Here is a 26,147-nt window from a genome sequence, read left to right as displayed (position 1 = left end):
CCATGATAGCGCATCAGTCGTGGAAGGCGTCCACCACTTTGCGGCGGCCCAGCATGAAGGCGTCGGCCACATGGCGCAGCGGCGCCACGTCCACGTCCGACTTGCCGGCGCGGATGATGTCGGCGAAGCGCTGGTACAACGACGGGTACTCGGCCTCTTTCTCCAGCTGCTGCTCGGCGCCGTTGATCCACAGGCGCGCGCCGCCATTCGCCAGGCGCACTTCGCCATTGGCGGTGGTGACGATGATGTCCCAGCTTTGCGGGCCGGTCTGGCGCCAGTCGAACTCGGCATGCACCTTGATACCGGCCGCGTCCTGGAAGTGCAGATCGGCGGCGATCGGTGCGTCGCGGTTTTCAGGGAATTCCAGCGCGGCCTTGGTCAGGAACACAGCCGACGGCAGGATTTCGGTCACGATCGACAGCGCGTTGATGCCCGGATCGAACACGCCCAGGCCGCCCGCTTGCCAGATCCAGTCCTGGTTCGGGTGCCAGTGGCGCACGTCTTCTTTCCAGATCACGTGCATGGCGGTTGTCGCATTGGCGGCCAGGTAGGCTTTGGCCGGCTGCACGCCCGGCGCGTAGCGCGAGTGCCAGCTGGCGAACAGGCTGACGCCCTGTTTGGCGGCAAAGGCTTCCAGGTCGGCCACTTCCGACAGCGTGGCGCCCGGCGGCTTTTCCATGAACACATGCTTGCCGGCGGCCAGCGCCTTGTGCGCGGCGGCGTAGCGGTATTGCGGCGGCATGCACAGCGACACGGCTTCAATGTCCGGACGCGCTTCCAGCATCGCCTCGATGGTCGGGAAGCTGGGGATATTCTCGATGGTGTTGTTGCGGCTGGCGGTCGCCACCAGCGTGAAGTGGCCGGCATTGGCGGCAATCGCCGGCACGTGCTGGTCGTAAACGATCTTGCCCACGCCGACGATGGCGAGTTTGATTGGTGACGTCATCTTGAGGTCCTGATTGAGTTGATCCGGCAGCGTATCACCTCAACCAGCCGCGCAACAAGCGCGGTCCGGCGTCACCGAGTATTTATTATCAATATTGCGATTATTGGGGGTCAACCGGCATCACAGGACCAATGCCCAGCAGATTGGACACCGTGCGCCACAGCTGGCGCGGCGAGGTCCATGGCTTGGGCAGGAAGGCGTGGCCGGACTGGTGCTGCTCGGGATGGCGGGCCGAATACATCAGCACCCGCGCGCCGTGCTGGCCGCCGCGCAGCTCGGCCAGCAGGTCGACGCCGTCGCCATCCGGCAGGTCGGGGTCGAGCACCACCAGCGCAAACTTCTCGTTTTGCAGCAATTCCTGCGCGGCCGCCAGCGTCGGCACGTGGGTCACTTGCGTTTCCGGCACCAGCAGCGCGGCCAGCACCAGCGCCGCGTCATGGTCGCTGTCGACGTGCAGCACGCGCGGGGCGGCGGCGAAAATGGAAAAACCGATGGCGCCGCCGCTGTCGTCGGTGAACGGACGGAAGGTGTTACCAGGGAAATCGTTGGTCATGAAATTCTCCGCTGAATAAGCTGAATGCAAGCTCGGCGGAGTTGGGCCGAAGGATCGGGCGTGGCGCAGGGTGCGGGCGGCCATTGAAGCGGCAGGTGCAGATTGAGGCCCTGCCGCGATTGGGGCGGGCGGATAGCTGTTATCCGCCGCTCAGATGATAGTGTATAACAAAAATGCCGTAAGACAAGAAATTTTGCCTGTAGCGTTTACTTTTTCAGACGGTTGTTGAATGCGGCATGCAAGCTGTTCAGGGTCTCTTCGGCCGACAGCAGCTGGTCCGCCACCTCGTTCACCTTGCGGCGGTTGGAGCGCGCATGATCGCGCAGCACCTCGAAGGCGGTGTTGCGGTCGGTCTGGAATTTGCACATCAGCAGACCGACGGCCAGGCTGGTTTCGCGGCCGGCGGCCAGCGCCGCGTTGAGGTTCAGTTCGGTGCGGCGCAGCTGGCGGATTTCGTCGGCGCGCGCCAGGCCGGCGGCGAAGGCCGGCATCAGGTGTTTTTCATCGACCGGCTTGACCAGGAAGCCGACCGCGCCGTAGGAGGCGGCCTGCTTGCCGGCGTCCGCATCGCCGCGGCCGGACAGGAACATGAACGGCACCGAGCTGGTGGCGTGCAACTGCTTGGCCAGTTCCAGGCCGTTCATGCCCGGCATGTGGATGTCCAGCAGCGCCAGGTCCGGCTCGCGCTGGGCGATGGCTTGCAGGGCCTGCTCGGCCGAAGAAGCCTTGGCAATTTCATAGCCGGCATGGCCCAGCACTTCGCCAAGGAAGTCGAGCAGCAGCGGGTCGTCGTCAACGATCAGGATCAGGCGTTTCTGTGCTGGGATGGATGCGGTCATGGGGCGAAAACCTTGGGCGATTGCTAACGCCCCATTATAAGACTGAAAACCCTCCATACCTCAAGCGTTTTTATTGCTGAGCGAAAAGCGATTGGAATTCGCCGACGGCCTGCGCCACACTTTCAGCTTGATAGACGCTGCTGATGGCGGCCACCATGTGCGCCCCGCGCGCCACCAGCGGCGCGGCGTTTTGCGGCGTCATGCCACCGATCACCACGGTCGGCACGCGGATCACTTCGCGCGCGCGGTCGAGGATGGCGGGCTGTGTGGTGACGGCGTATTTCTTCACGCGCGACGGGTAGAAACCGCCGAAGGCGACGTAGCTGGCGCCGGCCTGTTGCGCGTGCACGGCGCGCGACATGTCGCCGTAGCAGGAGGCGCCGATGATTTTCCGCTTGCCGAGTCTGGCCCGCACTTGCGCGACCTCGGCATCGGTGCCGCCGAGGTGGACGCCGTCCGCATCGAGCTCGGTGCACAGGTCGACGTGGTCGTTGACGATGAAGGGCACGCGATGGCGGCGGCACAGGGCCAGCAGCGCGGCAGCCTGCTCGTGGCGCAGCACCGGGCCGGCTTCCTTGTGGCGGTATTGCAGCAGGGCGATCGGCGCGGCTTGCAGGGCTTGCCCGGTGACTTGCAGCAGGCGGCTGGTGTCGTCCCAGTTGGGGGTGACGAGGTAGAGTCCTTGCATGATTGTGCTCTCTTCTGTTTATCGCAAAGGGATGCGCTGGCCGGGAGCGATGGCGTAAGCGTCGCGCAGCGCGTGATAGGTGTACAGCTGGGCGTTCTCCAGCGCGACAGCGGTCGGCACGCCCAACGCCAGTTGGCCGGCGATGGCGGCAGCCAGCGTGCAGCCGCTGCCATGAAACTCCCCCGCCAGGCGCTCCCAGCGCCACTCGCCCAGCAGGCCGGCCGCCTGCGCGTCCGCGCCCTCAAGCGCCGTGGCGGGCGGCGGTGGCGCGGCGGGGCCGTACCAGCGGTTGAGCACGTCGTTGCCCCCGGCGTGGCCGCCTGTGATGAGAACGTGCCGGCAGCCGCGCGCGCGCAGGGCATGCGCCTGCGCGTCCGGCCGCGTGGCGTCGCTCAGCGCCTGGGCCTCCGGACCATTCGGCGTGATCAACGTGGCCAGCGGCAGCAAGGGCGCCAATGCCCGCACCGCATCATCGCGCGACAGCACATCGCCATGCCCGCTGGCCAGCACCGGATCCAGCACGACCGGCAAATCCGGCCGCCGTTCACGCAAGCGCATGATCACCTCCGCAATCGCCAGCGCGTTGGCGGCACTGCCGGTAATCCCGATCTTCACCGCGCTGATGGCGCACTTGCCGGCCAACGCCTGCGCCTGCCGCAGCACCATGCCCGCGTCCACCGGCTGCACGCCGTACACGCGGTCATTGTCCTGCACCGTCAGCGCGGTGCAGACAGTGAGCGCATGCGCCCGCTGCCCCGCCACCGCCTGCAAATCGGCCGACAGCCCGGCGCCGCCGGACGGATCGAGCCCCGCGAACACCAGAACACATGGCCTCATGCCAGCCGGCCCGCCATCGGCGACGACGGCGACGCCGCAAACTTGCGCGCGATCCGGCCCGCCAGATAAGCCTCGCGCCCGGCCTGCACGCCCAGCTTCATGGCCCGCGCCATGCGCACCGGGTCCTGCGCGCCGGCGATGGCGGTGTTCATCAACACCCCGTCACAACCCAGCTCCATCGCGATCGCCGCATCGGACGCCGTGCCCACCCCGGCATCCACCAGCACCGGCACCCTGGCCTGCTCGATAATCAGCGACAGATTCCACGGATTGAGAATGCCCATGCCCGAACCAATCAGGGACGCCAGCGGCATCACCGCCACGCAGCCGATATCCTCCAGCATGCGCGCCTGAATCGGATCGTCGCTGCAATACACCATCACGTCAAAACCATCCTTCACCAGCTCGCGCGCGGCGACCAGCGTTTCCGGCATATTGGGGAACAACGTTTTCTCATCCCCCAGCACCTCCAGCTTCACCAGCTTATGGCCGTTCAACAGCTCACGCGCCATCTGCAAAGTGTAGACCGCATCCCTGGCCGTATAGCAGCCGGCGGTATTCGGCAGGATGGTATACCGCGAGGGCGGCAGCACATCCAGCAACGACGGCGCCTTCGGGTCCTGGCCGATATTCACGCGCCGGATCGCCACCGTAATAATCTCTGCCTCGGCCGCATCGGTCGCCTCGCGCGTCTGCTGCAAATCCTTGTACTTGCCACTGCCCACCAGCAGGCGCGATTTATATTCCTTGCCTGCGATTTTCAACACATCACTCATATTCGTCTCCAATTAACCGCCGCCGATGGCGCGCACAATGTCTACCTTGTCCTGCGCTTGCAGGACGCGCTCCGGCCACTGCTGGCGCGGCACCACATTGCGGTTGACCGCCAGCGCCAGCGCCTGCCCGGTCAACTCCAGCGCATCGATCAGCTGATACAGGGTCTGCCGCGGCGGCACCCGGTGCGGTGCGCCGTTCAATTCAATCTCAATCATGATCGTCAGGCCTTGCTATACAACTCGGCGCCGTTCTTGATGAACTCCACCGCCTTCACCTTCATGCCGTCTTCGGCGTAAGCGCGCACTTCCTGCGTGATCTTCATCGAGCAGAAATGCGGGCCGCACATGGAGCAGAAATGCGCCACCTTGGCGGAATCCTTGGGCAGCGTCTCGTCGTGGAATTCACGCGCCTTGTCCGGATCGAGGCCGAGATTGAACTGATCCTCCCAGCGGAACTCGAAGCGTGCCTTGGACAAGGCGTTATCGCGTATCTGCGCGCCCGGATGACCCTTGGCCAGATCGGCCGCATGCGCGGCGATCTTGTAGGTGATGATGCCGTCCTTGACGTCATTCTTGTCCGGCAGGCCAAGGTGCTCCTTCGGCGTGACATAGCACAGCATCGCCGTGCCATACCAGCCGATCTGCGCGGCGCCGATACCGGAGGTGATGTGGTCATAGCCCGGCGCGATATCGGTGGTCAGCGGGCCCAGCGTGTAGAACGGCGCCTCGTGGCACTGCTCAAGCTGGAGATCCATGTTCTCCTTGATCAGTTGCATCGGCACGTGGCCCGGACCTTCGATCATCACCTGCACATCGTGCTTCCAGGCGATCTGGGTCAGCTCGCCCAGCGTTTTGAGTTCGCCCAGCTGCGCCTCGTCGTTGGCGTCGTAAATCGAGCCCGGACGCAGGCCATCGCCCAGCGAGAACGACACGTCATACGCCTTCATGATCTGGCAAATCTCTTCGAAGTGCGTGTACAGGAAATTCTCCTTGTGATGCGCGAGGCACCACTTGGCCAGGATCGAACCGCCGCGCGAGACAATGCCCGTCATGCGCCTGGCCGTCAGCGGCACATAGCGCAGCAGCACGCCGGCGTGGATGGTGAAGTAATCGACGCCCTGCTCCGCCTGTTCGATCAGGGTGTCGCGGAAAATCTCCCATGTCAGGTCTTCGGCCTTGCCGTTGACCTTTTCCAGCGCCTGATAAATCGGCACCGTGCCGATCGGTACCGGCGAATTACGGATGATCCATTCGCGCGTCTCGTGAATATGCTTGCCCGTGGAGAGATCCATCACCGTATCGCCGCCCCAGCGGATCGACCACGTCATCTTCTCCACTTCCTCGCCAATGGAGGAGGTCACCGCCGAATTGCCGATGTTGGCGTTGATCTTGACGAGGAAATTGCGGCCGATGATCATCGGCTCCACTTCCGGGTGGTTGATGTTGGCCGGGATGATGGCGCGGCCACGGGCGATTTCATCGCGCACGAATTCCGGCGTGATCTCGGCGGGGATGCTTGCGCCATAAGCCTGTCCCGGATGCTGGCGGCCCATCAGATCGGCCAGGCGCTGGCCATTGGGGCCGGACGCCTTCAGGCTCTCGATGTACTCCTGGCGGCGCAGGTTCTCGCGGATGGCGACGAACTCCATCTCCGGCGTGACGATGCCCTGGCGTGCGTAGTGCATCTGCGTGACGTTCTTGCCCTCGCGCGCGCGGCGCGGCTTGCGGTGCAGGTTGAAGCGCAGCTCTTCCAGCGCCGGATCGGCCAGACGCGCCTTGCCATAGACCGAGGTCGGGCCGTCCAGCTCCTCGGTATCGTCGCGCTCCAGTATCCACGGCAGGCGTGGCGTGTCGGCCAGGCCGGAGCGGATATCGATCCGAGCTTGCGGATCGGTATACGGGCCGGAAGTGTCGTAGACATAGACCGGCGGATTGGCCTCGAAGCCGAACGATGCCGGCGTATCGGCCTGCGAGATTTCACGCATCGGCACGCGGAGATCGGCGCGGCTGCCTTGCACGTGGACCTTGCGGGAATTGGGGAGTGGTTTGATGGCTGCCTCGTCCACCGTAGCGGTGGCGGACATGAATTTCGGATTGGCGTTCATTTGGCTCCTTTGTTGGGCTACAGGAGCCAGCAAAGGAGGTTGGACCACGGCCCGCGTCCGATGGCATGGTGGCGCGGCGTCATCCTAAGCTTCCCTTCGCTGGCATTATCCAGATCAGGTTCGGAGGGTATTTCTCACCCGCCGCGCTCGCGCGCCGCAGGACCCCTAGCGTGTGCCACCTTGCGGTGGCGCGCCGATTATAACCGCATCCGCACCCAGTAGCAAAAAACCCACATGCTTGTCAGACTAGTCAGGTATAGTGTCCTCATGCCACACAGCAATTTTCCACCTCGCCCTGCCGCCCTGGCGCGCCCGTCGCGCGTCGCCGCCGTCCTGTGCCTGTTGCTGTGCCTGCTCATGCTGACCCGGCCGCTGCATGCGGCCAATGGCGAGCGCTGGGCCGGCCAGGCGAATACCAGCTTCAAACACAATATGCACATCGATGTCAGCAGCGGTGTGTGCCTTATCCAGGATCGCCAGGGCTTTCTCTGGATCGGCACCCAGGCCGGCCTGGTGCGCTGGGATGGCAACCGCCACGTCAAGTACGTGGCCGACGCCGCCCGCGACGAAGCCCTGCCGGACAGCTACATCATGAGCCTGCACATCGATCCGCAGGGCCGCCTGTGGATCGGCATGAGTTCCGGCGGCCTGGCCCGCTACGATGCCGCCCGCGACAGTTTTGTACGCTACCGCGCCGGCGCGGACGGCCTGCGCGATCCGCGCGTGAGCGCGATTGCCGATGACGGCCAGGGCGGCTTGTGGCTTGCTACCGGCCGCGGCCTCGATCATCTGGGCGCCGACGGCCGCTTCAGCCGCCAGCGCCAGGAGGATCTGGCCGACTTGCCCGAGGGCGGCATCGACGCCCTGCTGCGCGAGGCCGACGGCACCCTGTGGATCGGCACCCGCCGCGGGCTGTTCCGGCTCAAGCCCAACCAGCCGGCGCAACAGATCGCCCTCGGCGGCAAGACCGGCCTGTCGATCACCACGCTGTTCCAGGACAGCGCCGGGCGACTGTGGATCGGCACCCGCACCAGCGGCGCGTTCGGCATCGCTGCCGGCGCCGACACCCGCAACGCGGCGGCGGTGCACGAGAGCGGGCGCCAGCCCACGCTGCCATCGGAGCGCGTTTCCGCCATCGCCGAGGTGGCGCCGGGCGAGATCTGGCTGGGCACCAATGGCGCCAACGGCGGCATCGTCGCGCTGGACGTGCAGGCCGGCGCCACGCACCGCATCCGCCACCGCGCCGACGCGCCGGACAGCCTGCCGGACAACGACATCATGGCCATGTTCCGCGAGCGCAGCGGCATCATCTTCATCTCGTACATGGCCGGCATCAGCCAGCACGATCCGCAGCCGCGCGCCATCACCACCATCCGCCACGCCGAGTCCGGCCGCGGCAATATCCTGAGCGTGCCGAGCGTGCTGGTGGCGCCCGACGGCCAGCTATGGCTCAGCAGTACCAGCGGCGGCATCGAAATCATCGATCCGTACCGCGGCCTGACCGGCCGCCTGACCACCGCCTCCGGCCTGCCGCCGGGGCGCGTGCTGGCGATGATGCCGGGGCCGGATGGCGAGGTGTATATCGGCACCCAGCACGGTCTGTACCGCGCCGACGCCGATGGCCGCCACCTGCATCGCGTCGCGGTTCCCACCCGCGGCGACGAGGAGGAGGTATGGGCGCTGGCACAGGCCGGGCGCACGCTGTGGGTGGGCGGGCTGGATGGCCTGTGGGTGCTGGAACTGCCGCCCGCCGGGACGCCGCGCCTGCTGCGCCATGAAGACCAGCAACTGGGCGATTCGCGCGTGACCGCCCTGCTGCCGGTGGGTGACGAGGTCTGGGTCGGCACGCGCAGCGGGCTGGCGCGGCTCGGCCCCGACAAGGTCGAGCGCATCCCGACCGACCTGGCCGCGCCCGACCGCCTGCCGCCCGGCTACGTCTCCTCGCTCGCGATGGACCGCCGGGGCCGTCTATGGATGTCCAACTTCGGCACCGGCGTGGTCATGCTGGAACGCACCGATGCCGACGGCCGGCGCCGTTTCCGCCGGCTCGGCATGCAGCAGGGCTTGCCCGACAGCGGCGCCAACAAGCTGCTGCTCGACCGCGAAGGCATGCTGTGGGCCAGCACCGACGCCGGCCTGGCCCGCATCGACCCCGAGGCGCTGACCATCCGCGCGCTGGGCGCCAGCGATGGCGTGCAGGTGCCCACCTACTGGACCAACTCGGGCGCCATCACCGCCGAAGGCGAACTGGTGTTTGGCGGCCTGTCCGGGGTCAGCGTGGTCAGGCCGCAGGCGCTGAGCGTGTCGCACTACGCGCCGCCGGTGGTGGTGACGCGCCTGCTGCTCAACGACAAGGAAATCCCGGCCGCCGCCTACAACAGCGGCCTGGGCAGCAAGGCCCCGCCGGTGACCGTGACTACCGCCGCGCGCGAACGCGGCTTCTCGCTGGAATTTGCCGCCCTCGACTACGCCACGCCGGAGCGCCACCGCTACGCCTACCAGCTCAAGGGCTTCGACCCCAACTGGGTGGAAACCGACGCCAGCGCGCGCCGCGCCAGCTACAACAACCTGCCGCCCGGCGACTATGTGCTGCAACTGCGCGGCACCAACCGCCATGGCGACTGGTCGGCGCCGATCGAGGTGCCGGTGCATGTGTTGCCGGCGTGGCACCAGCAGGCGCTGGCGCGCCTGGCCATGGGCGTGGCCGCCCTCCTGCTGGGCGCCGGCCTGCTGCACGCGCGCACCGCCTACCTGCGCCGCCGCCAGCGCGAACTGGAAGGCATGGTGCAGACGCGCACCGCCGAACTGCGCGTCATCCAGTCGCAGCTGGAGACGCTGGCCTATGGCGACCCGCTGACCGGCCTGGCCAACCGCCGCCTGTTCAACGACGAACTGCGCCACCTGGTGGCGCAGACCGAGCGCGGCGGCGCCGCCTTCACCCTGCTGCTGATCGACCTCGACCGCTTCAAGCAAATCAACGACACCCTGGGCCATGACGCCGGCGACGCCCTGCTGGTGGCCGCCGCCGAGCGCCTGCGGGCCGCGGTGCGCGAATCGGACCGCGTGTTCCGGCTGGGCGGGGACGAGTTTGCCGTGCTGCTGCACCAGCCGCTGGAAAGCGGCACCCCGGCCGCGGTCTGCACCCGCATCCTGGCCAACCTGGCCGCCCCGCTGGGGCACCGCGAGGCCGTGATCGAGATCAGCGCCAGTGTCGGCGCCGCCCTCCACCGCCAGGGCGACAGCCATGAACAACTGTACAAGCGGGCCGACATCGCCCTGTACCACGCCAAGGCCGCCGGACGCAACACCTGGCGCCAGGCGGACGACGAAACCTGACTACTTCGCGGCCAGGCGCGCCAGCAAGCAATCCAGCGCTTGCTGATACTGCGCTGTCATGGTCTGCCCCTGCGCCAGGCCGGCGCCGTGGGCGTGGTCGACCAGAATGTCGCGCCAGAGCAGCGGCTGATCCGTCACGCTGGCCAGCAGCGCCGTCAGGCGGTCGGTGATGTGGCGCGTCACGCTGGCAAAAGCCTCCGGTGTGGCGAAGATCGCCAGCGTGAGTTGCGGATGGCTTGCGACTGCGTGGTGATAGCGTGTCAGCAGTCCGCGCATTTCCGCCAGGGCGTCCTGCTCTCCGGCCGGCTGCTCCAGCACCGTCGCATACACGCGGTCGGACAGCGCGCGCAGCAAACCCGTGTGATCGCCAACGTGACGGTAGAAACTCATGGCCGTCACTCCCAGCCGCCGGCCCAGCGCGCGCATCGTCAAACCCTGGCCGCCACCTTCGTCCAGCAGCGCCAGCGCCGCATCCAGAATCTCGTCCCGCGACACGCCGCTGCCCGGCGCCGGCCGTCCGCGCTGGCGATTCACGGCGCCACCAGATAAGTCGATTGCACCAGGCCGGAGGCAAAGGCGCGGCTGGACACCAGCCGTCAAAGGTCAGCACCTTCTCGTAGCAGCCGCGCCCCATCACGATACACCCAAGAACTCCCCCAGCACGACTCCCCATTTATCCCAACTGAAGTAAGCGCTGGGATGGCGAATGAACAGCAATGCCAGCGATTGCCCGCCACGCAGTTCGAGCGTCATCCGCAGTGGCTTGCTCCGGCCGATGACGGGCAAGCGCTTGCGCTCAACCAATACCGGTGCGCCCGGCTGATCCAGCAAATCCCTGAGTGCCGCCAGCTTGACCGGATCAAGCCCGTAGACGACGCAGCGCTGCAACGCCAACGACTGCGCAAGCTCTATCAAGCTCTTCCAGCCATGCAGATAATCGCTACGGCGCGGCCGCTCCTTCACCGAATCCATCATGCGCAGCACGAGATTGTGATACGCCATCTGCCGCCACAACACCTCCCGCTCTGCCTTGCTGACCTTATCTTTCAGGTAATAGGCCTTGCCGAAGTTACGCAGATATTTGCTGCGGTAAGTCTCATGAATGCCATGCACCAGTTGCCGTTCGCGCAGGCTGTTCCGGTCCTCAATCCGCTCGCGCTTTGCGGCCCGGCCCTCGCTGTAGTCGTAAATGCTCTCCCCCAGCACCATGGTCCGCTTGGGCGACGTGGCGAAAGCGCTGCCTACCCAAGGCAGCCACCGCAAATCGGAAAAGCCGGCATCGAACTGCGTATCGAGATAATCGCTTTCCACGCCTCAGTCCTTGAAGGTTGGCGCCGACTTGCTCATGCCAGCCATCATGGCCGCTTGCAGGTCGGCTGACATCAGCATGGCGGCGTTCCAGGTGGCGACGTAGTTCAGGCCATCGGCTATCGAGTGGTCGCGGGCATAGGAGATCATTTCCTTCACGCCGCGCACCGACAGTGGCGACTTGGCCACGATGTCGGCGGCGATGGCGCGCACACCTTCGCGCAGGGCTTCCGGCGTATCGAACACGCGATTCATCAGGCGCATCTCCCTGGCCTCGGCGGCGTCGAACTGACGGGCGGTGTAGGCCAACTCGCGCGTCATGCCCTCGCCGATCAGGCGTGGCAAACGTTGCAAAGTACCCACATCGGCCACCATGCCGATATCGATTTCCTTGATGGTGAACCAGGCGTCGGCCGAGCAATAGCGCATGTCGGCGCAGCAGATCAAATCGATGCCGCCGCCCACGCAGGCGCCGTGCACGGCCGCCAGCACCGGTTTACGGCAGCGTTCGAGGCTGGTCAGCGTATCTTGAAGATCCAGAATCACGCGGCGCAGATTCTCGCGCGTGCGGCCATCGCAATCGTCGCGCACCTGCGCGCCAACGCTCATCATCATCTGCAAATCGATACCGGCGGTGAAAGCCTTGCCCTCGCCTTCGAGGATCGCCACACGAATCTCCGGCGTCTCGTCAACATAGCGGAACGCCGAGCGGATATCGTTCCACATCGCCGCATTCATCGCATTCAACTTCTCCGGCCGATTCAAACGCACCGTCGCAACATGGCTCTCCACACTCAACGCGAGCGTTTCAAAGTTTGGCATACGCAGGTCTCCTGTCAGCGACGCTTCCTCGTGTGCCAGACACGCAGGATGTAAATCGCCGTGTTTTTTATCTCATCAGCGGCCTCGTGATCGATCACCACGAGGAACTCGTACAGTCGCTCAAGGTCGGACAGCGCTTTACTGGTCCAAAAGACGTCCATGGCTATGGCCGGGGCAGCGGCGTATCCGTACCCAGGCTGTCTGCCCATTTTTTTACATCCTGGTGATCCACAAAGCGGTCGCCATCAACGTCGCTCAGCGCCTCGACCGTCATCGCATGGCGCGCGTCCGCTAGCTCCCGGCTTAAAGCATCAAGGATGCGCTGCTTATCCGTCAAGCTTAATGATTTGATACTTTCCTCTATTTCGGCCAAAGTCATCGCCATAAGATCCTCCCGCTGGTTAGCCTCATTCTAGCTGCTGCAATAATGCGCAGCAGGGGCTGCGTCATCTATAATGGCTGTTTTCGCAAACGAATTTACAACATACTTCTGCCATATCATGGAATTAGCCAAGTCTTTCGAGCCTGCCGACATTGAACAGTTCTGGCGCAACGAGTGGGAATCGCGCGGTTACTACACCGCCACCCTCGACGCCGGCAAACCTTCTTTCAGCATCCAGCTGCCGCCGCCGAACGTCACCGGCACCCTGCACATGGGCCATGCTTTCAACCAGACCATCATGGATGGCCTGACCCGCTACTACCGCATGCGCGGCCACAACACCGCCTGGATCCCCGGCACCGACCACGCCGGCATCGCCACCCAGATCGTGGTGGAACGCCAGCTCGACGCGCAGAAAGTCTCGCGCCATGACCTCGGCCGTGAAAAATTCATTGAAAAAGTCTGGGAGTGGAAAGAGAAATCCGGTTCCACCATCACCGGCCAGATGCGCCGCCTGGGTGCTTCGCCGGACTGGAAACGCGAATACTTCACCATGGACGCCGAGCGCTCCAAGGTGGTCACCGAAGTGTTCGTGCGCCTGCACGAACAAGGCTTGATCTACCGCGGCAAGCGCCTGGTCAACTGGGACCCGGTGCTGGGCACCGCCGTGTCCGACCTGGAAGTGGTGTCGGAAGAGGAAGACGGTTCGATGTGGTACATCAAGTACCCGCTGGCCGATGGCAGCGGTTCGCTGACCGTCGCCACCACCCGTCCTGAAACCATGCTGGGCGACGTCGCCGTGGCGGTGGACCCGACCGACGAACGCTATCAGCCGCTGGTCGGCAAGATGCTGACGCTGCCGCTGGTCGGCCGCGAAATCCCGATCATCGCCGACGAATACGTCGACAAGGCCTTCGGCACCGGCTGCGTGAAGATCACCCCTGCGCACGACTTCAACGACTACGCCGTCGGCCAGCGCCACAAGCTGGACATGCCGTCCATCCTGACGCTGGACGCGAAAATCGTCGACGACGCGCCGCAAGCCTACCGTGGCCTGGACCGCTTTGAAGCCCGTAAGAAAATCGTCGCCGACCTGGAAGCGCAAGGCCTGCTGGAAGAAGTCAAAAAGCACAAGCTGATGGTGCCGCGCGGCGACCGTACCGGCGTGGTCATCGAACCGATGCTGACCGACCAGTGGTTCGTCGCCATGAGCAAGCCGGCGCCGGAGGGCACCTTCAACCCGGGCAAATCGATCGCCGAAGTGGCGCTGGAAAAAGTGTCGTCGGGCGAAATCAAGTTCGTGCCGGAGAACTGGACCACCACCTACAACCAGTGGCTGAACAACATCCAGGACTGGTGCATCTCGCGCCAGCTGTGGTGGGGCCACCAGATCCCGGCATGGTACGACGAGGCCGGCAACGTGTTCGTCGCCCGCACCGAGGAAGAAGCCAAGGCGCAAGCCGCCGCCAAAGGCATCACCGCGCCGCTGAGCCGCGACAACGACGTGCTGGACACCTGGTTCTCGTCCGCGCTGGTGCCGTTCTCCACGCTGGGCTGGCCGGAGGAAACGCCTGACATCAAAGCCTTCCTGCCATCGTCGGTGCTGGTGACCGGCTTCGACATCATCTTCTTCTGGGTGGCGCGCATGGTCATGATGACCGCGCACTTCACCGGCAAGGTGCCGTTCGAAACCGTGTACGTGCACGGCCTGGTGCGCGATTCGCAAGGCCAGAAGATGTCCAAGTCCAAGGGCAACACGCTGGACCCGATCGACCTGATCGACGGCATCGGCGTCGACGCGCTGGTGGAGAAACGCACCACCGGCCTGATGAACCCGAAAGCGGCCGAGAAAATCGCCAAGGCCACCCGCAAGGAATTCCCGGAAGGGATCGCCGCCTACGGCACCGACGCGGTGCGCTTCACCATGGCGTCGTACGCCTCGCTGGGCCGCAACATCAACTTCGACCTGGGCCGCTGCGAAGGCTACCGCAACTTCTGCAACAAGATGTGGAACGCCACCCGCTTCGTGATGATGAACACCGAAGGCAAGGACTGCTCGGCCTCGGAAGCCGACCTGTCGATGGCCGACAAGTGGATCATCTCGCTGCTGCAAAAGGCCGAGCTGGAGGTGGCCAAGGGCTTCGAAGACTACCGCTTCGACAACATCGCCTCGGCCATCTACAAGTTCGTGTGGGACGAGTACTGCGACTGGTATCTGGAAGTGGCCAAGGTGCAGGTACAGAGCGGCACCGAAGGCCAGCAACGCGCCACCCGCCACACCCTGCTGCGCGTGCTGGAAGTGGTGCTGCGCCTGGCGCATCCGGTGATCCCGTTCGTGACCGAGGCGCTGTGGCAAGCGGTGGCCCCGCTGGCCGGCAAGACGGGCGACTCGATCATGCTGCAACCGTACCCGATCGCCAACAGCGCCAACATCAACGAATCGGCAGAGGCGTGGATGCAGCAGCTGAAGGCGCTGACCGACGCCACCCGCAATCTGCGCGGCGAAATGCAACTGGCGCCATCGCTGCGCGTGCCGCTGATCGTCGAACCGGGCAATGCGGAAGAAAAGGCCGCGATGGAAGGCTTTGCGCCGTACGTGCAATCGCTGGCCAAGCTGGCGGAAGTGCAGATCGTCGACGTACTGCCGGATTCGCCGGCCGCCGTGGCCATCGTTGGCACGACCAAGCTGATGCTGAAGGTGGAAATCGACGTCAAGGCCGAGCGTGAGCGTCTGACCAAGGAGATCACCCGTCTGGAAGGCGAGATCAACAAGGCCAACGGCAAGCTGTCAAACGAAAGCTTCGTGGCGCGCGCGCCGGCCGAAGTGGTGGCGCAGGAAAAAGAACGCGTCGCCAACTTCAGCGCCACGCTGGAGAAAATGCGCGAACAAATCGCCAAGCTGCCAGCAGCTTAAACTCTTCGCCCGCAAACCGGGCTCCAACCGGGGTCAGTTCTTGCAATCGCACACGAGCTCATGTGCGATTGCAAGAACTGACCCCGGTTTTTTTACGCCAGCAGTTCGGTGTAGCGCGGGATGTCGACGTTGCCGCCGCTGATGATGATGCCGACGCGCTTGCCTTGCAGTTGCGCTTTCATGGCGCGCGCGGCGGCCAGGCCCAGGCAGCCGGTCGGCTCCACCACCATCTTCATGCGCTCGGCAAAGAAGCGCATTTCGGCGCGTAGCTGTTCGTCGCTGGCCGTCAGAATATCGTCCACATCGCGTTTGATGATCGGGAACGTCAGGTTGCCCAGATGCTGCGTCTGCGCGCCATCCGCAATCGTCTTGGGCGTATCGATGTGGACGATGCTGCCGCTGCGTAACGATTGCTGCCCATCGTTGCCCGCCTCCGGTTCCACACCATACAGCCTGGCCGCCGGTGACAAGGCGCGCGTCGCCAGCGCCGTGCCGCTCAGCAGACCGCCGCCACCCAGTGGGGCGAACACGAAGTCCAGGGCGCCCACTTCCTCAAACAGCTCCTTGGCCGCCGTGCCCTGCCCCGCAATCACGTCGGCATGGTCATACGGCGGAATCAGTGTCAGGCCATGCTTCGCGGCCAGATCGCGGCCGATCTGCTCACGGTCTTCCTGGTAACGGTCGTAGATCACCACCTGCGCGCCGTAGCCCTTGGTGGCGGCGATCTTGGCCGCCGGCGCATCGTGCGGCATGACGATGGTGGCCGGCACGCCCAGCAGCCTGGCCGACAGCGCAATCGCCTGCGCATGGTTCCCCGATGAGAACGCGACCACGCCGGCCTTGCGCTGCTCCGGCGTGAACCTGGCCAGCGCGTTGTAGCCACCGCGGAATTTGAACGCGCCCATGCGCTGCATGTTCTCGCACTTGAAAAATACTTCCGCGCCCAGCGCCTCATTGAGGGTGCGCGAGGTTTTCACCGGCGTCGCATGCGCCACGCCGGCGATGCGTTCGGATGCCGCAACCACGTCGGCAAAGGTAGGGAGTTTCAGTTCGCTCATAAGGGATTCCTTGGTGATTAGCGCGCGTCGTTGTACACGGTGGCGCGGGATACGTTGAGGTAGGCGGCGACGATGTCCATCGCCCGCCGCACCTCGCTCAGGCCGGACTCTTTCAATTCACGCATCAGGGCCTTGCGCTCGTCCGCCTTCAAGGCGCGCGGCGTGGTGCCGAGGCGGGCCGCAAACTGGTCGATGCGCAGGCGGATGGCGTCCGCACCGGCCGGCGCCATGGTTTCGCTGACGGCCGCCGCCGCGTCCACGCTGCCGAATTGCGTCAGCATGGTGTTCAGGCTGCGGAACACGGTCAGATCGACATTGAGGCACAGCGCGGCCACGTATTGTCCGTGGCTGTCCTTGATGCCGATCGAGGTGCTCTTGGCCAGACGGCCGTCCGGAAAGGTGTTGGGATAGTTGGCGATGACCTGCTCGAAGGCAGGATCGGCCGCACGCGCCAATCCCAATTCCGTGGCCGGCGCGCCGACGCTGCGGCCGGACAGATTGTTGTGGATGGCCAGAATGGCGTGTTCCGGCTCGTTGAGATCGTGCAGCACCACTTCGCAGAACGGCGCCAGGGTCTTGCCCAGGCCGTCCGCGACATGGCGTAACTGTTCCAGCAAGTTTTCATGTTCAGATGTTTTCCGCATCTGAACATATTATCTGATTTTGGATTTTTTGTGCAAATCAGGGGCCGGGCTTGCGCTCTTGCTGATTTTCGCGAGGCTCAGTCTGCATAACGCCGGGGTCGTCCGACTGGCGGCTATCCGAACTGTTGCCGCCCAGCGCAGGCGCTGGTTTGCGCTCCTGCACACGTGGATGAGCGGGTGCCCCGCCCTTGTCCACGCCTTGCCCGCTGGTCGCACCTTCAGTGCCGGAGCGGCTGCCTGCAATACCGTCCACTGCGCCGGGGCCGCCGATGGATTGATCGTGATGTGTGCTCATGGCTGTTTCCTCCCTGAGCTCCCATCTTAGAAATGCCCGATGAACTCAGCCATCAGCCTGTGTCCCGTGGCGATGTAGGATTTTGGACGGCATGCTCTAATTTCGCTCTGCTGGACGTTCGTATAATCGGCAGACTACGACAACTCAGGAGACAACAAAATGAAATTTCTCGCATTCATCGCCGCAGCTACGCTAAGCATTGCCCCGGCCTTCGCCGACAACACCTCGCCTACCGGCCTGTGGAAAAACATCGACGATGAAACCGGCAAGCCGAAAGCCCTGATCCGCATTACCGAAAACAACGGCGTGCTGACCGGCCAGATCGAAAAGCTGTTCCGCGAACCCAACGAAGACCAGGCGCCCAAGTGCGAAAAATGCGAAGGCGCGCGCAAGGACCAGCCCATCGTCGGCATGACCATCCTGTCCAACCTGAAGAAGGACGGCGATGAATACAACGGCGGCGAGATCCTCGATCCGAACAACGGCAAGGTCTACAAGAGCAAGCTGCGCCTGGCCGACGGCGGCAAGAAGTTGAACGTGCGCGGCTACATCGGCGTACCGATGCTGGGCCGCTCGCAAACCTGGGTGCGTCAGGACTGAGGCCGGGCACCAGCGCCGGCATGGCGCTGGCTGGATGCACCGCTAGTTGCGCTGTATTTTGTGGCCGACGCCGCTGATGTGCTGCCGCGGCTCGCCAGTCGAGCGCCAGTTGACGGTTTGCTGGATGCCGGCCACGACCATGACGGCCTTGGGCGCCAGGGTCAGCGCCACCTTGTTTTCCGCACCGTTCATTTCCAGGCTGGCGCAAGTGCCGGTCAGCGTAATATTGTGCTGAGTGCCGTCGATGGTCACGCGCCGGCCATCGCACGGAAAGCTGCGCACATAGCCGTTGCCGGAGATGGCAATCTGATCCTTATCGGCGATGATTTCGCCCACTGCGTCGTCGGCCACGGCGCCATGGACTGGCAGGCCCAGAGCGCCTGCCAACGCGATCGTTCGTAATGCGAGCATGCTGTCTCCCCTATCTGGTTAAGTTCCGTCCATTGTAGGAATTAAAGGCAGAGTTAGGCGCACGCAAGCGCCACGGTCAAGGCCGCATACCTCTCCCGGTGGCGGTCCAGTAGATGCCGCCCATCAAATGGGACAGGTACTGCGGATCGCGATACATATTGCCGTCATGACCGAGGGCCGTGACAAACACACGGCCCTTTTCGGCGTAGTGATACCAGCTCAGCGGGTGTTCCTTGCCCATGCCGTGTGACACTTGCCCCGGCCAGATCTTGGTGGGGTCGTAGCTGCTCTCGTCCACATTCAGCACCGGGTTGATCCTGACCTGGTAGGGATTGTCGAACACATAGAATTCGTCGCTCCAGATCCAATGCTCCGGCAAGCCGAACGTGGCGGGGAATTTGTGGTCGACCACATCGACCACGCCGGTCTGTAGCATCGGGTGATTGCCGGTGCGGCGGCCGATCAGCTTTTCGTACCACGGCCAGGTGTTGGGCGGAATGATCAGCGAGCGGTGCACCAGCATGGCGTTGCCGCCGTCCTTCATGTAGTCCTCGAACTTCTTGCGGCGCGCCTCGTTCAGTTCTTCCGGCGGCGTGTTCAGGAACATCACGGCAGCGTACTGCTTGAGATCGCCGTCGAAGACTTCCGGCTTGTTGGTGTAGGTCATCTCGAACGCATGCAGCTTGCCGAGTCGCTCGAAACTCTCGCGCGCGATCGGGATGTATTCGTAGTGGTACTTGCTCGGCATGGCCAGCACCAGGATTTTGTACTGCGTATCGGCCTGCGCCGCCGACGTCATCGCCAAACCCGCCGCAGCGGCCAGCACCAGTTTCTTCATCGTCCCCTCCATTAAAGTTAGCGCTAACATTTTGTCATAGTCTAACCCAAGGTGATACGATTTGGCCAAATGAAAATAATTCTCAACTTCATCGGTATCGTGGCGGTGATCCTGGGCGTGCTGGGTATCTTCCTGCCGCTGCTGCCGACCACGCCTTTTCTGTTGCTGGCTTCAGCCTGCTTCGCGCGCGCCTCGCCGCGCATGCACAACTGGCTGCGCACCAACCGCGTGTTCGGGAAATACCTGCGCGATTACGAAAACGGCGCCGGCATCCCCCTGCGCGGCAAGGTGTGGATTCTGATTTTCATGTGGGGCTCGATGAGCTACTCGATCTGGCGCACCGACCATTTGTGGGTACGCCTGCTGATCGTCGCGATCGGTGCCTGCGTCACCCTCTACCTCACGCGTTTCGTGCCGACCATGCGTACTCCGCCAGCCCCTGCTGACGGCGAATGATGTTCATCAGCGTGCGCAGCGCCGGATGCTTGTGACGGCGGCTGCTGTAGTACATGTGGAAGGGCGCGCCCTTGGCGGCGTGCTCCGCCAGCACCATGCGCAGGCTACCCTGTTTCAGCTCGTCGGCGATGCGCTGCTCCAGCAGGTAGGCCAGGCCCATGCCGGCCTTGGCGGCGGCGATGGTGGTGGCGGTATCGTTGATGGTGATCGCGCCCGGCACACGCAGCCGGCGTCCGCGACTGAGTTCCCATTTGTAGCTTGAATTATCGCCGAGCAGTAGCTGCAAACAGGTGTGGCGCAGCAGATCGTCCGGGTGCTTTAGCGGTTCGTGCGCGTCGAGATAGGACGGCGCGGCGGCAATCACCCAGCGCTGCGCTTTGCTGAGCGGCACGGCGATCATGTCTTCCGGCACATAGTGGCCATAGCGGATGCCGGCGTCGTAGCCTTCCGCGACGATATCGATGGGACGGTCTTCCACCACCACCGTCAGCCGAACCTGCGGGCACTGGCGCGCGAACTCCGGCAGCGCGGGGGCGATCAGCAAATGCGCCGCATCGGAAAATACATTGAGACGCAGTTCGCCAAAGCGGCCGCTACCCGGTGCATCCAGCCCGGCCAGCGCATCGCCAATCTTGTCGAAGCCCTCCTCGATGCGCTGCGCCAGTTCGCGTCCCACATCGGTGGGCGACACGGCGCGGCTGGAGCGGTTGAGCAGCTTGGCGGCGAGCCGTTCCTCCAGCCGGCGCATGGCATGGCTGACCGCCGACGGTGTCAGCCCCAACTGAATCGCCGCGCCCTTGAAACTGCCGGTGCGCATGATGGTGAGGAAAACCCTCAGATCGCTAAGGTCGACGCGGTCGAAAATGGACATGAATATAGTTCAATCTGACGATGAATCTGGATCAACCTGGAATCCTACCATGCAGTGTTATAACTGCGGTCTTTGAACACCATCGGGCAAAACCATGAAACAGAGAACATTCGGACGCACCAGCAAGACCGTATCGGAAATCGGCTTCGGCGCATGGGCCATCGGCGGCGCCTGGGGTGACGTGAGCAAGGACGACGCCAAGGCCGCGCTGCACGCGACGCTGGATTCCGGCGTCACCTTCATCGACACCGCCGACGTGTATGGCGACGGCCGCTCGGAACAACTCATCGCGGAAGTGCTGAAGGAACGCGGCGGCGAAAGGCCATACGTCGCCACCAAGCTTGGCCGCCGCTTGTCGCCGCACGTGGCGGAAGGCTTCACCAAACAAAACCTGACCACCTTCGTCGAGCGCTCGCTGGTCAATTTGCAAACCGACCGCCTCGATCTGGTGCAGCTGCATTGCCCACCGCCGGCCGTCTACTACCAGCAGGAAGTGTTCGGCCACATGGACGATCTGGTCGCCGCCGGCAAAATCCGCCATTACGGCGTATCGGTGGAAAAAGTGGAAGAAGCGCTGAAGGCCATCGAATACCCGAACGTGCAGTCGGTCCAGATCATCTACAACATCTTCCGTCAACGCCCTGCCTCACTGTTTTTCGCGGAGGCGACAAAGCGCCAGGTCGGCGTGATCGCGCGCGTGCCGTTGTCGTCCGGCCTGTTGACCGGCAAGATGAGCGCCAACACCGTCTTCGCGGCCGACGACCACCGCGCCTTCAACCGCAATGGCGAAGCCTTCGACAAGGGTGAAACTTTCTCCGGCGTGCCGTATGACGTGGCGCTGGAAGTGGTGGAAGAAATCCGCAGGCTGGTGCCGGCCAACACCACCATGGCGGAATTCGCGCTGCGCTGGATTTTGATGGAAGACGCCGTCAGCACCGTGATTCCTGGTGCGCGCAACGCGACACAAGCGCAAGCCAACAGCCGCGCCAGCGCGCTGCCGGCCCTGCCAGCGCAAACCATGGATGCACTGCGCGAGATCTACCGCAACCGCATCGCGCAGTACGTCCATCACAGCTGGTAATCAGCGGAGCGCGTCTTGAGCTAGATCAAACGGGCGCGCTGCGTGTCCAAATGACAGAGCTGACCCTGAATTTACGAGCGCTTTTGGCGCGACAGATGTCGGTCGAGGCTATTGGCGAAGTGCTGGCGATCGGCTTGGCTGAAAGCGGCCGGGCCGCCTGTGTCCACGCCGCTGCCACGCAATTCATCCATGAAGGCGCGCATGGTCAGCATTTGGGCAATGTTGTCGTTGGTGTAGAACTCGCCGCGTGGGTTAAGGGCGTAGCCGCCCTTTTTCAGCACATCCGACGCCAGCGGGATGTCGCCAGTCACCACCAGATCGCCCGCTTCCAGCAGACGCACGATCTCTTTGTCCGCCACGTCGGCGCCGGACGGCACTTGCACCGAGCGGATGAAACGCGATGGCGGCACGCGCAGCAGCTGGTTGGCCACCAGCGTGACCTGCATCTGCATGCGGTCCGCCACCCGATAGAGAATTTCCTTGATGACGGCGGGACAGGCGTCAGCATCGACCCAGATCTGCATCACTGGTCCCACAAATCGCCGGTGGGATTGGTGCGCGGCGGGTTGATGCCGAAGTGCTTGTACGCGGCCGGTGTGACCACGCGGCCGCGCGGCGTGCGTTGCAGGAAGCCTTGCTGGATCAGGTAGGGCTCCAGCACGTCTTCGATGGTGTCGGCCGCTTCACCGATGGCGGCGGCAAGGTTGCCTATGCCGACCGGACCGCCGCCGAATTTGTACAGCACCGCCTCCAGCAGCTTGCGGTCCATGACGTCGAAACCGACGGTGTCCACATCCAGCATCACCAGCGCGGCATCGGCCACGGTTTTGGTGATTTCGCCGTCGCTCTTCACTTCCGCGTAATCGCGTACGCGGCGCAGCAGGCGGTTGGCGATACGCGGCGTGCCACGCGCGCGGCGGGCGATTTCGCGCGCACCGTCTTCGTCGATATGGGCTTTCAACAAGGCGGCGCTACGGGTGACGATCTTGGTCAGTTCTTCGGTGGTGTAGAACTCCAGCCGTGCCACGATGCCGAAGCGGTCGCGCAGTGGATTGGTCAGCATGCCGGCACGCGTGGTGGCGCCAACTAAAGTGAACGGTTGCAGGTCCAGCTTGACCGAGCGCGCCGCCGGGCCTTCGCCGATCATGATGTCGATCTGGTAGTCTTCCAGCGCCGGGTACAGGATCTCTTCCACCACCGGCGACAGGCGGTGGATTTCGTCGATGAACAGGACGTCGTTGGCTTCCAGGTTGGTCAGGATGGCGGCCAGGTCGCCCGGACGCTCCAGCACCGGGCCGGAAGTCTGGCGCAGGTTGACGCCCATTTCGCGCGCGATAATGTTGGCCAGCGTGGTTTTACCGAGGCCCGGAGGGCCGAACAGCAGGGTATGATCCAGCGCCTCGCTACGCTTGCGGGCGGCGGAGATGAAAATCTCCAGCTGATCGCGGATCTTGGCCTGCCCGACATATTCATCCAGGTGCTTGGGACGCAGGGCGCGTTCGATGGCCTCTTCGTTGGGAGAGGACGGCGCAGCGTCGATGATGCGCTGTTCGGTAAAATTGTCGGTCTGTATGCTCATACAGTTATTTTACCCTGCCGCCGCCCCCACCAGCCGACGATATTACTGGATGCCGAGACAGATGTACTTCACCACGAGGTAATCCTCGATGCCGTACTTCGAGCCCTCGCGGCCGAGGCCCGACTGCTTGACGCCGCCAAACGGCGCCACTTCATTGGAAATAATGCCGGTGTTGACGCCGACCATGCCGCATTCCAGCGCTTCCGCCACGCGCCACACGCGGCCGATATCGCGCGAGTAGAAATAGCTGGCGAGGCCGAATTCGGTGTCGTTGGCTTGCTGGATCACTTCGGCTTCGGTGTGGAAACGGAACAACGGCGCCAGCGGGCCGAAGGTTTCTTCGCCGGCGACCTGCATGTCCTTGGTCACATTCACCAGCACGGTCGGCTGGAAGAACGAGCCGCCGAGCGCTTGGCGCGCGCCGCCGGCAACCAGCCTGGCGCCTTTGGACAGCGCGTCGGCCACATGCTCTTCCACCTTGTGCACGGCCTTCTCGTCGATCAGGGGACCTTGCGTGACGCCGGGCTCCATGCCGTTGCCGACCTTGAGCGCGTTGACGGCGTCGGCCAGCCTGACGGCAAAGGCGTCGTACACGCCATCCTGTACGTAGATGCGGTTGGCGCAGACGCAGGTCTGACCGGCGTTGCGGAACTTCGAGGCCAGCGCGCCCTGCACTGCCGCGTCCAGATCGGCATCGTCAAACACGATGAAGGGAGCGTTGCCACCCAGTTCCAGCGAGACTTTCTTCACGGTCGGCGCGCACTGCTCCATCAGCAGCTTGCCGATGGCGGTGGAGCCGGTAAAACTCAGCTTGCGCACCAGCGGATTGGCGCACAGCTCGCCGCCGATGGCGCGCGCGTCGCCGGTCACCACGTTCAGCAGGCCGTTCGGCAGGCCGGCGCGCTGGCCCAGTTCAGCCAGCGCCAGCGCGGTAAACGGTGTCGCTTCGGCCGGCTTGACCACGATCGGGCAGCCGGCGGCCAGCGCGGGGCCGACCTTGCGGGTGATCATCGCGGCCGGGAAGTTCCACGGCGTGATGGCGGCGCAGACGCCGATGGCTTCCTTGGTTACCACGATGCGGCGGTCTTCCCATGGCGATGGCAAGGTGTCGCCGGCGACGCGCTTGGCCTCTTCCGCGAACCATTCGATGAAGGAGGCGGCATAGGCGATTTCGCCGGTGGACTCGGCCAGGGGCTTGCCCTGCTCGGCCGTCATGATGGCGGCCAGGTCATCGGTGTTGGCGATGATCAGGTCGAACCACTTGCGCATCACGATGCTGCGCGCCTTGCCGGTCCTGGCTTTCCAGCCGGCCCAGGCGCGGTCGGCGGCGGCGATGGCGCGTTTGGTGTCCTCGGCGCCCATCTTCGGCACAGTGCCGATCAGTTCGCCGGTGGCGGGGTTGATGACTTCCACCTTGCGGCCATCCTGCGCATCGCAGAACGCGCCGTCGATAAAGGCTTGCTGCTTGAGCAGGCTGCTGTCTTTCAATTGCATCTTCTTCTCCTTGTCAGGCGCGCAGGGCGGCGTCCAGAATCGCCAGCGCTTCGGTCATCACGTGGTCTTCGATGGTGAGCGGGAACAGGAAGCGCACCACATTGCCGTGCACGCCGCAGGTCAGCAGCAGCAGGCCTTTTTCCAACGCCACGCGCTGGACTTTTCTGGTGAAATCCGGGTCGGGCTTGCCGCTGGCCGGATCGTTGAATTCCACCGCCACCATCGAGCCGAGGCCACGGATGTCGGCGATGTGCGGCACGCTGGCCTTGGCTTCGCGCAGCATGGATTGCAGCTGGCCGCCCAGTTGGTTGGAGCGCTCCAGCAGGTTCTCGTCGTTGATCACGTCCAGCACGGCGTGGGCCGAGGCCACGGCCAGCGGGTTGCCGGCGTAGGTGCCGCCCAGGCCGCCCGGCGCCGGCGCGTCCATCACCTCGGCGCGGCCGCAGACGGCGGACAGCGGCATGCCGCCGGCCAGGCTCTTGGCCATGGTGGTCAGATCGGGCGCAACGTCGTAGTGCTGCATGGCGAACAACTTGCCGGTGCGGGCGAAGCCGGTTTGCACTTCGTCGGCGATCAGCAGGATGCCGTGCTCGTCGCAGATCTTGCGCAGGGCGCGCATCAGCTCAGGCGGCGCGATGTAGAAGCCGCCCTCGCCTTGCACCGGCTCCAGAATGATGGCCGCCACGCGCCTCGGATCGATATCGACGCGGAACAGTTGGGCGATGGCGTCCAGCGCATCCCGCACCGTGGTGCCGTGGGCTGCGATCGGGAACGGCACGTGGTAAGTCTCGCTGGGGAACGGGCCGAAACCGAGTTTGTAGGGCGCCACCTTGCCGGTCAGCGCCATGCCCATGAACGTGCGGCCGTGGAAAGCGCCGCTGAAGGCGATCACGCCGCTGCGGCCGGTATGGGCGCGGGCAATCTTGATGGCGTTTTCGACCGCTTCCGCGCCGGTGGTGAAGAAGGCCGTCTTCTTGGCGAAATCGCCGGCGGCCAGCGCATTGATGCGCTCGGCCAGGCGCACGTAGCTTTCGTAGGGGACGATCTGGTAGGCGGTGTGGGTGAAGTTCTGCAACTGCTCCTGCATGGCGGCGACCAGGCGCGGGTGGCAGTGACCGGTGTTCAGCACGGCGATGCCGCTGGCGAAGTCGATGAAGCGGCGGCCTTCGACGTCCCACAGTTCGGCGTTGTTGGCGCGCTGGGCGTAGAAGTCGCACATCACTCCGACGCCGCGCGGGGTGGCGGCGTTTTTGCGGGATTGCAGGTCGGCGTTTTTCATTTTGGGGTCTCCCATCGGTGTTCTCAGTGTGGCCA

General features: G+C 64.2%; 27 protein-coding genes and 1 riboswitch. Of the genes, 5 read left to right on the top strand and 22 right to left on the bottom strand.

Going from position 1 to position 26,147, the window contains the following annotated elements:
- Positions 1-13: 13 nt before the first annotated feature.
- The 8 genes from GM676_RS11845 to thiC all read right to left on the bottom strand — a co-directional run bounded on the left by GM676_RS11845 (position 14) and on the right by thiC (position 6,744).
- On the bottom strand, positions 14-946 hold the full coding sequence (locus GM676_RS11845; protein WP_155463772.1) for a Gfo/Idh/MocA family protein: 933 nt from the start codon (positions 944-946) through the stop codon (positions 14-16).
- Positions 947-1,046: 100 nt separating this feature from the next.
- Entirely contained in the window at positions 1,047-1,499 is a 453-nt protein-coding gene (locus tag GM676_RS11840) for a response regulator (protein WP_155463771.1), read from the bottom strand.
- 206 nt (positions 1,500-1,705) lie between these two features.
- Positions 1,706-2,338, bottom strand: coding sequence for an ANTAR domain-containing response regulator (locus GM676_RS11835; RefSeq protein WP_155463770.1), 633 nt, complete (start codon positions 2,336-2,338; stop codon positions 1,706-1,708).
- A 70-nt stretch (positions 2,339-2,408) separates the two neighbouring features.
- Positions 2,409-3,026 (bottom strand): thiamine phosphate synthase, encoded by a 618-nt coding sequence (gene thiE, locus GM676_RS11830; protein ID WP_155463769.1) that lies wholly within the window; start codon positions 3,024-3,026, stop codon positions 2,409-2,411.
- A gap of 18 nt (positions 3,027-3,044) precedes the next feature.
- Complete coding sequence (thiD, locus tag GM676_RS11825; RefSeq protein WP_155463768.1) at positions 3,045-3,863, bottom strand: bifunctional hydroxymethylpyrimidine kinase/phosphomethylpyrimidine kinase; 819 nt, start codon at positions 3,861-3,863, stop codon at positions 3,045-3,047.
- Entirely contained in the window at positions 3,860-4,639 is a 780-nt protein-coding gene (locus GM676_RS11820; RefSeq protein WP_155463767.1) for a thiazole synthase, read from the bottom strand. The genes thiD and GM676_RS11820 overlap by 4 nt, the downstream gene beginning before the upstream one ends.
- Positions 4,640-4,651: 12 nt before the next feature.
- Positions 4,652-4,855 carry a sulfur carrier protein ThiS gene (gene thiS / locus GM676_RS11815; RefSeq protein ID WP_155463766.1) on the bottom strand — a complete coding sequence of 68 codons (204 nt, stop codon included), beginning with the start codon at positions 4,853-4,855 and terminating at the stop codon, positions 4,652-4,654.
- 5 nt (positions 4,856-4,860) lie between these two features.
- Positions 4,861-6,744 (bottom strand): phosphomethylpyrimidine synthase ThiC, encoded by a 1,884-nt coding sequence (gene thiC, locus GM676_RS11810; RefSeq protein WP_155463765.1) that lies wholly within the window; start codon positions 6,742-6,744, stop codon positions 4,861-4,863.
- Positions 6,745-6,818: 74 nt separating this feature from the next.
- A riboswitch (TPP riboswitch) is annotated at positions 6,819-6,921 on the bottom strand.
- A gap of 90 nt (positions 6,922-7,011) precedes the next feature.
- On the opposite strand from thiC, the gene GM676_RS11805 reads away from it, so the two are divergent.
- Complete coding sequence (locus tag GM676_RS11805) at positions 7,012-10,080, top strand: ligand-binding sensor domain-containing diguanylate cyclase (RefSeq protein WP_170304280.1); 3,069 nt, start codon at positions 7,012-7,014, stop codon at positions 10,078-10,080.
- Here the strand turns inward: GM676_RS11805 and GM676_RS11800 are convergent, their stop codons facing one another.
- The 4 genes from GM676_RS11800 to GM676_RS11785 all read right to left on the bottom strand — a co-directional run bounded on the left by GM676_RS11800 (position 10,081) and on the right by GM676_RS11785 (position 12,595).
- Positions 10,081-10,614: a TetR/AcrR family transcriptional regulator gene (locus tag GM676_RS11800; RefSeq protein ID WP_371866205.1), complete on the bottom strand. Its 534-nt coding sequence runs from the start codon at positions 10,612-10,614 to the stop codon at positions 10,081-10,083. It abuts the gene before it with no gap.
- A gap of 99 nt (positions 10,615-10,713) precedes the next feature.
- Positions 10,714-11,391 carry a hypothetical protein gene (locus GM676_RS11795; RefSeq protein ID WP_155463763.1) on the bottom strand — a complete coding sequence of 226 codons (678 nt, stop codon included), beginning with the start codon at positions 11,389-11,391 and terminating at the stop codon, positions 10,714-10,716.
- Positions 11,392-11,394: 3 nt separating this feature from the next.
- Positions 11,395-12,210, bottom strand: a complete 816-nt coding sequence (locus GM676_RS11790) for a crotonase/enoyl-CoA hydratase family protein (RefSeq protein ID WP_155463762.1) — start codon at positions 12,208-12,210, stop codon at positions 11,395-11,397.
- Positions 12,211-12,373: 163 nt separating this feature from the next.
- Positions 12,374-12,595 (bottom strand): hypothetical protein, encoded by a 222-nt coding sequence (locus GM676_RS11785; RefSeq protein ID WP_155463761.1) that lies wholly within the window; start codon positions 12,593-12,595, stop codon positions 12,374-12,376.
- A gap of 115 nt (positions 12,596-12,710) precedes the next feature.
- Between GM676_RS11785 and GM676_RS11780 the strand changes: the two genes are divergently transcribed.
- Positions 12,711-15,506, top strand: coding sequence for a valine--tRNA ligase (locus GM676_RS11780; RefSeq protein WP_155463760.1), 2,796 nt, complete (start codon positions 12,711-12,713; stop codon positions 15,504-15,506).
- Positions 15,507-15,598: 92 nt separating this feature from the next.
- Here the strand turns inward: GM676_RS11780 and GM676_RS11775 are convergent, their stop codons facing one another.
- Genes GM676_RS11775 through GM676_RS11765 form a run of 3 tightly spaced genes read right to left on the bottom strand, consistent with a single transcriptional unit; the run spans position 15,599 to position 17,503 of the window.
- Positions 15,599-16,564 (bottom strand): threo-3-hydroxy-L-aspartate ammonia-lyase, encoded by a 966-nt coding sequence (locus GM676_RS11775; protein WP_155463759.1) that lies wholly within the window; start codon positions 16,562-16,564, stop codon positions 15,599-15,601.
- 17 nt (positions 16,565-16,581) lie between these two features.
- A complete protein-coding gene (locus GM676_RS11770; protein WP_155463758.1) occupies positions 16,582-17,208 on the bottom strand; it encodes a helix-turn-helix transcriptional regulator in 627 nt (208 codons plus the stop codon).
- A 37-nt stretch (positions 17,209-17,245) separates the two neighbouring features.
- The gene (locus tag GM676_RS11765) at positions 17,246-17,503 is read right to left on the bottom strand and encodes a hypothetical protein (RefSeq protein ID WP_155463757.1); all 258 of its coding nucleotides are present in this window, start codon (positions 17,501-17,503) and stop codon (positions 17,246-17,248) included.
- 159 nt (positions 17,504-17,662) lie between these two features.
- Between GM676_RS11765 and GM676_RS11760 the strand changes: the two genes are divergently transcribed.
- Positions 17,663-18,103: a DUF2147 domain-containing protein gene (locus tag GM676_RS11760; RefSeq protein WP_155463756.1), complete on the top strand. Its 441-nt coding sequence runs from the start codon at positions 17,663-17,665 to the stop codon at positions 18,101-18,103.
- Between the two features lie 42 nt (positions 18,104-18,145).
- On the opposite strand, the gene GM676_RS11755 is transcribed toward GM676_RS11760, so the two are convergent.
- Entirely contained in the window at positions 18,146-18,514 is a 369-nt protein-coding gene (locus GM676_RS11755; RefSeq protein WP_155463755.1) for a DUF3060 domain-containing protein, read from the bottom strand.
- 76 nt (positions 18,515-18,590) lie between these two features.
- A complete protein-coding gene (locus GM676_RS11750) occupies positions 18,591-19,352 on the bottom strand; it encodes a ThuA domain-containing protein (RefSeq protein WP_155463754.1) in 762 nt (253 codons plus the stop codon).
- Positions 19,353-19,421: 69 nt separating this feature from the next.
- On the opposite strand from GM676_RS11750, the gene GM676_RS11745 reads away from it, so the two are divergent.
- Positions 19,422-19,808 carry a YbaN family protein gene (locus GM676_RS11745; RefSeq protein ID WP_155463753.1) on the top strand — a complete coding sequence of 129 codons (387 nt, stop codon included), beginning with the start codon at positions 19,422-19,424 and terminating at the stop codon, positions 19,806-19,808.
- On the opposite strand, the gene GM676_RS11740 is transcribed toward GM676_RS11745, so the two are convergent.
- Positions 19,753-20,679 (bottom strand): LysR family transcriptional regulator, encoded by a 927-nt coding sequence (locus GM676_RS11740; RefSeq protein WP_155463752.1) that lies wholly within the window; start codon positions 20,677-20,679, stop codon positions 19,753-19,755. The genes GM676_RS11745 and GM676_RS11740 overlap by 56 nt on opposite strands.
- A 94-nt stretch (positions 20,680-20,773) precedes the next feature.
- Here GM676_RS11740 and GM676_RS11735 point away from each other — a divergent pair, with 94 nt between their 5' ends.
- Positions 20,774-21,760: an aldo/keto reductase gene (locus GM676_RS11735; protein ID WP_155463751.1), complete on the top strand. Its 987-nt coding sequence runs from the start codon at positions 20,774-20,776 to the stop codon at positions 21,758-21,760.
- A 71-nt stretch (positions 21,761-21,831) separates the two neighbouring features.
- Here GM676_RS11735 and GM676_RS11730 read toward each other — a convergent pair whose 3' ends face one another.
- From GM676_RS11730 to GM676_RS11715, 4 genes are read right to left on the bottom strand one after another with little or no spacing between them, the layout of a single operon-like run.
- On the bottom strand, positions 21,832-22,284 hold the full coding sequence (locus GM676_RS11730; protein WP_155463750.1) for a YaiI/YqxD family protein: 453 nt from the start codon (positions 22,282-22,284) through the stop codon (positions 21,832-21,834).
- Positions 22,284-23,339 (bottom strand): Holliday junction branch migration DNA helicase RuvB, encoded by a 1,056-nt coding sequence (ruvB, locus tag GM676_RS11725; protein WP_155463749.1) that lies wholly within the window; start codon positions 23,337-23,339, stop codon positions 22,284-22,286. Before ruvB ends, GM676_RS11730 begins: the two co-directional genes overlap by 1 nt.
- 42 nt (positions 23,340-23,381) lie before the next feature.
- Positions 23,382-24,833 carry an NADP-dependent succinate-semialdehyde dehydrogenase gene (gabD, locus tag GM676_RS11720; protein ID WP_155463748.1) on the bottom strand — a complete coding sequence of 484 codons (1,452 nt, stop codon included), beginning with the start codon at positions 24,831-24,833 and terminating at the stop codon, positions 23,382-23,384.
- A 13-nt stretch (positions 24,834-24,846) separates the two neighbouring features.
- Positions 24,847-26,112 carry a 4-aminobutyrate--2-oxoglutarate transaminase gene (locus GM676_RS11715; protein WP_155463747.1) on the bottom strand — a complete coding sequence of 422 codons (1,266 nt, stop codon included), beginning with the start codon at positions 26,110-26,112 and terminating at the stop codon, positions 24,847-24,849.
- Positions 26,113-26,147 lie beyond the last annotated feature (35 nt).

Origin of the sequence: Duganella radicis, assembly GCF_009720825.1 — a bacterium.
GTDB classification, from domain to species: domain Bacteria; phylum Pseudomonadota; class Gammaproteobacteria; order Burkholderiales; family Burkholderiaceae_D; genus Rugamonas; species Rugamonas radicis.
Note: the sequence above shows the minus strand (reverse complement) of the source record. Positions and strands in the feature narration are given on the sequence as shown.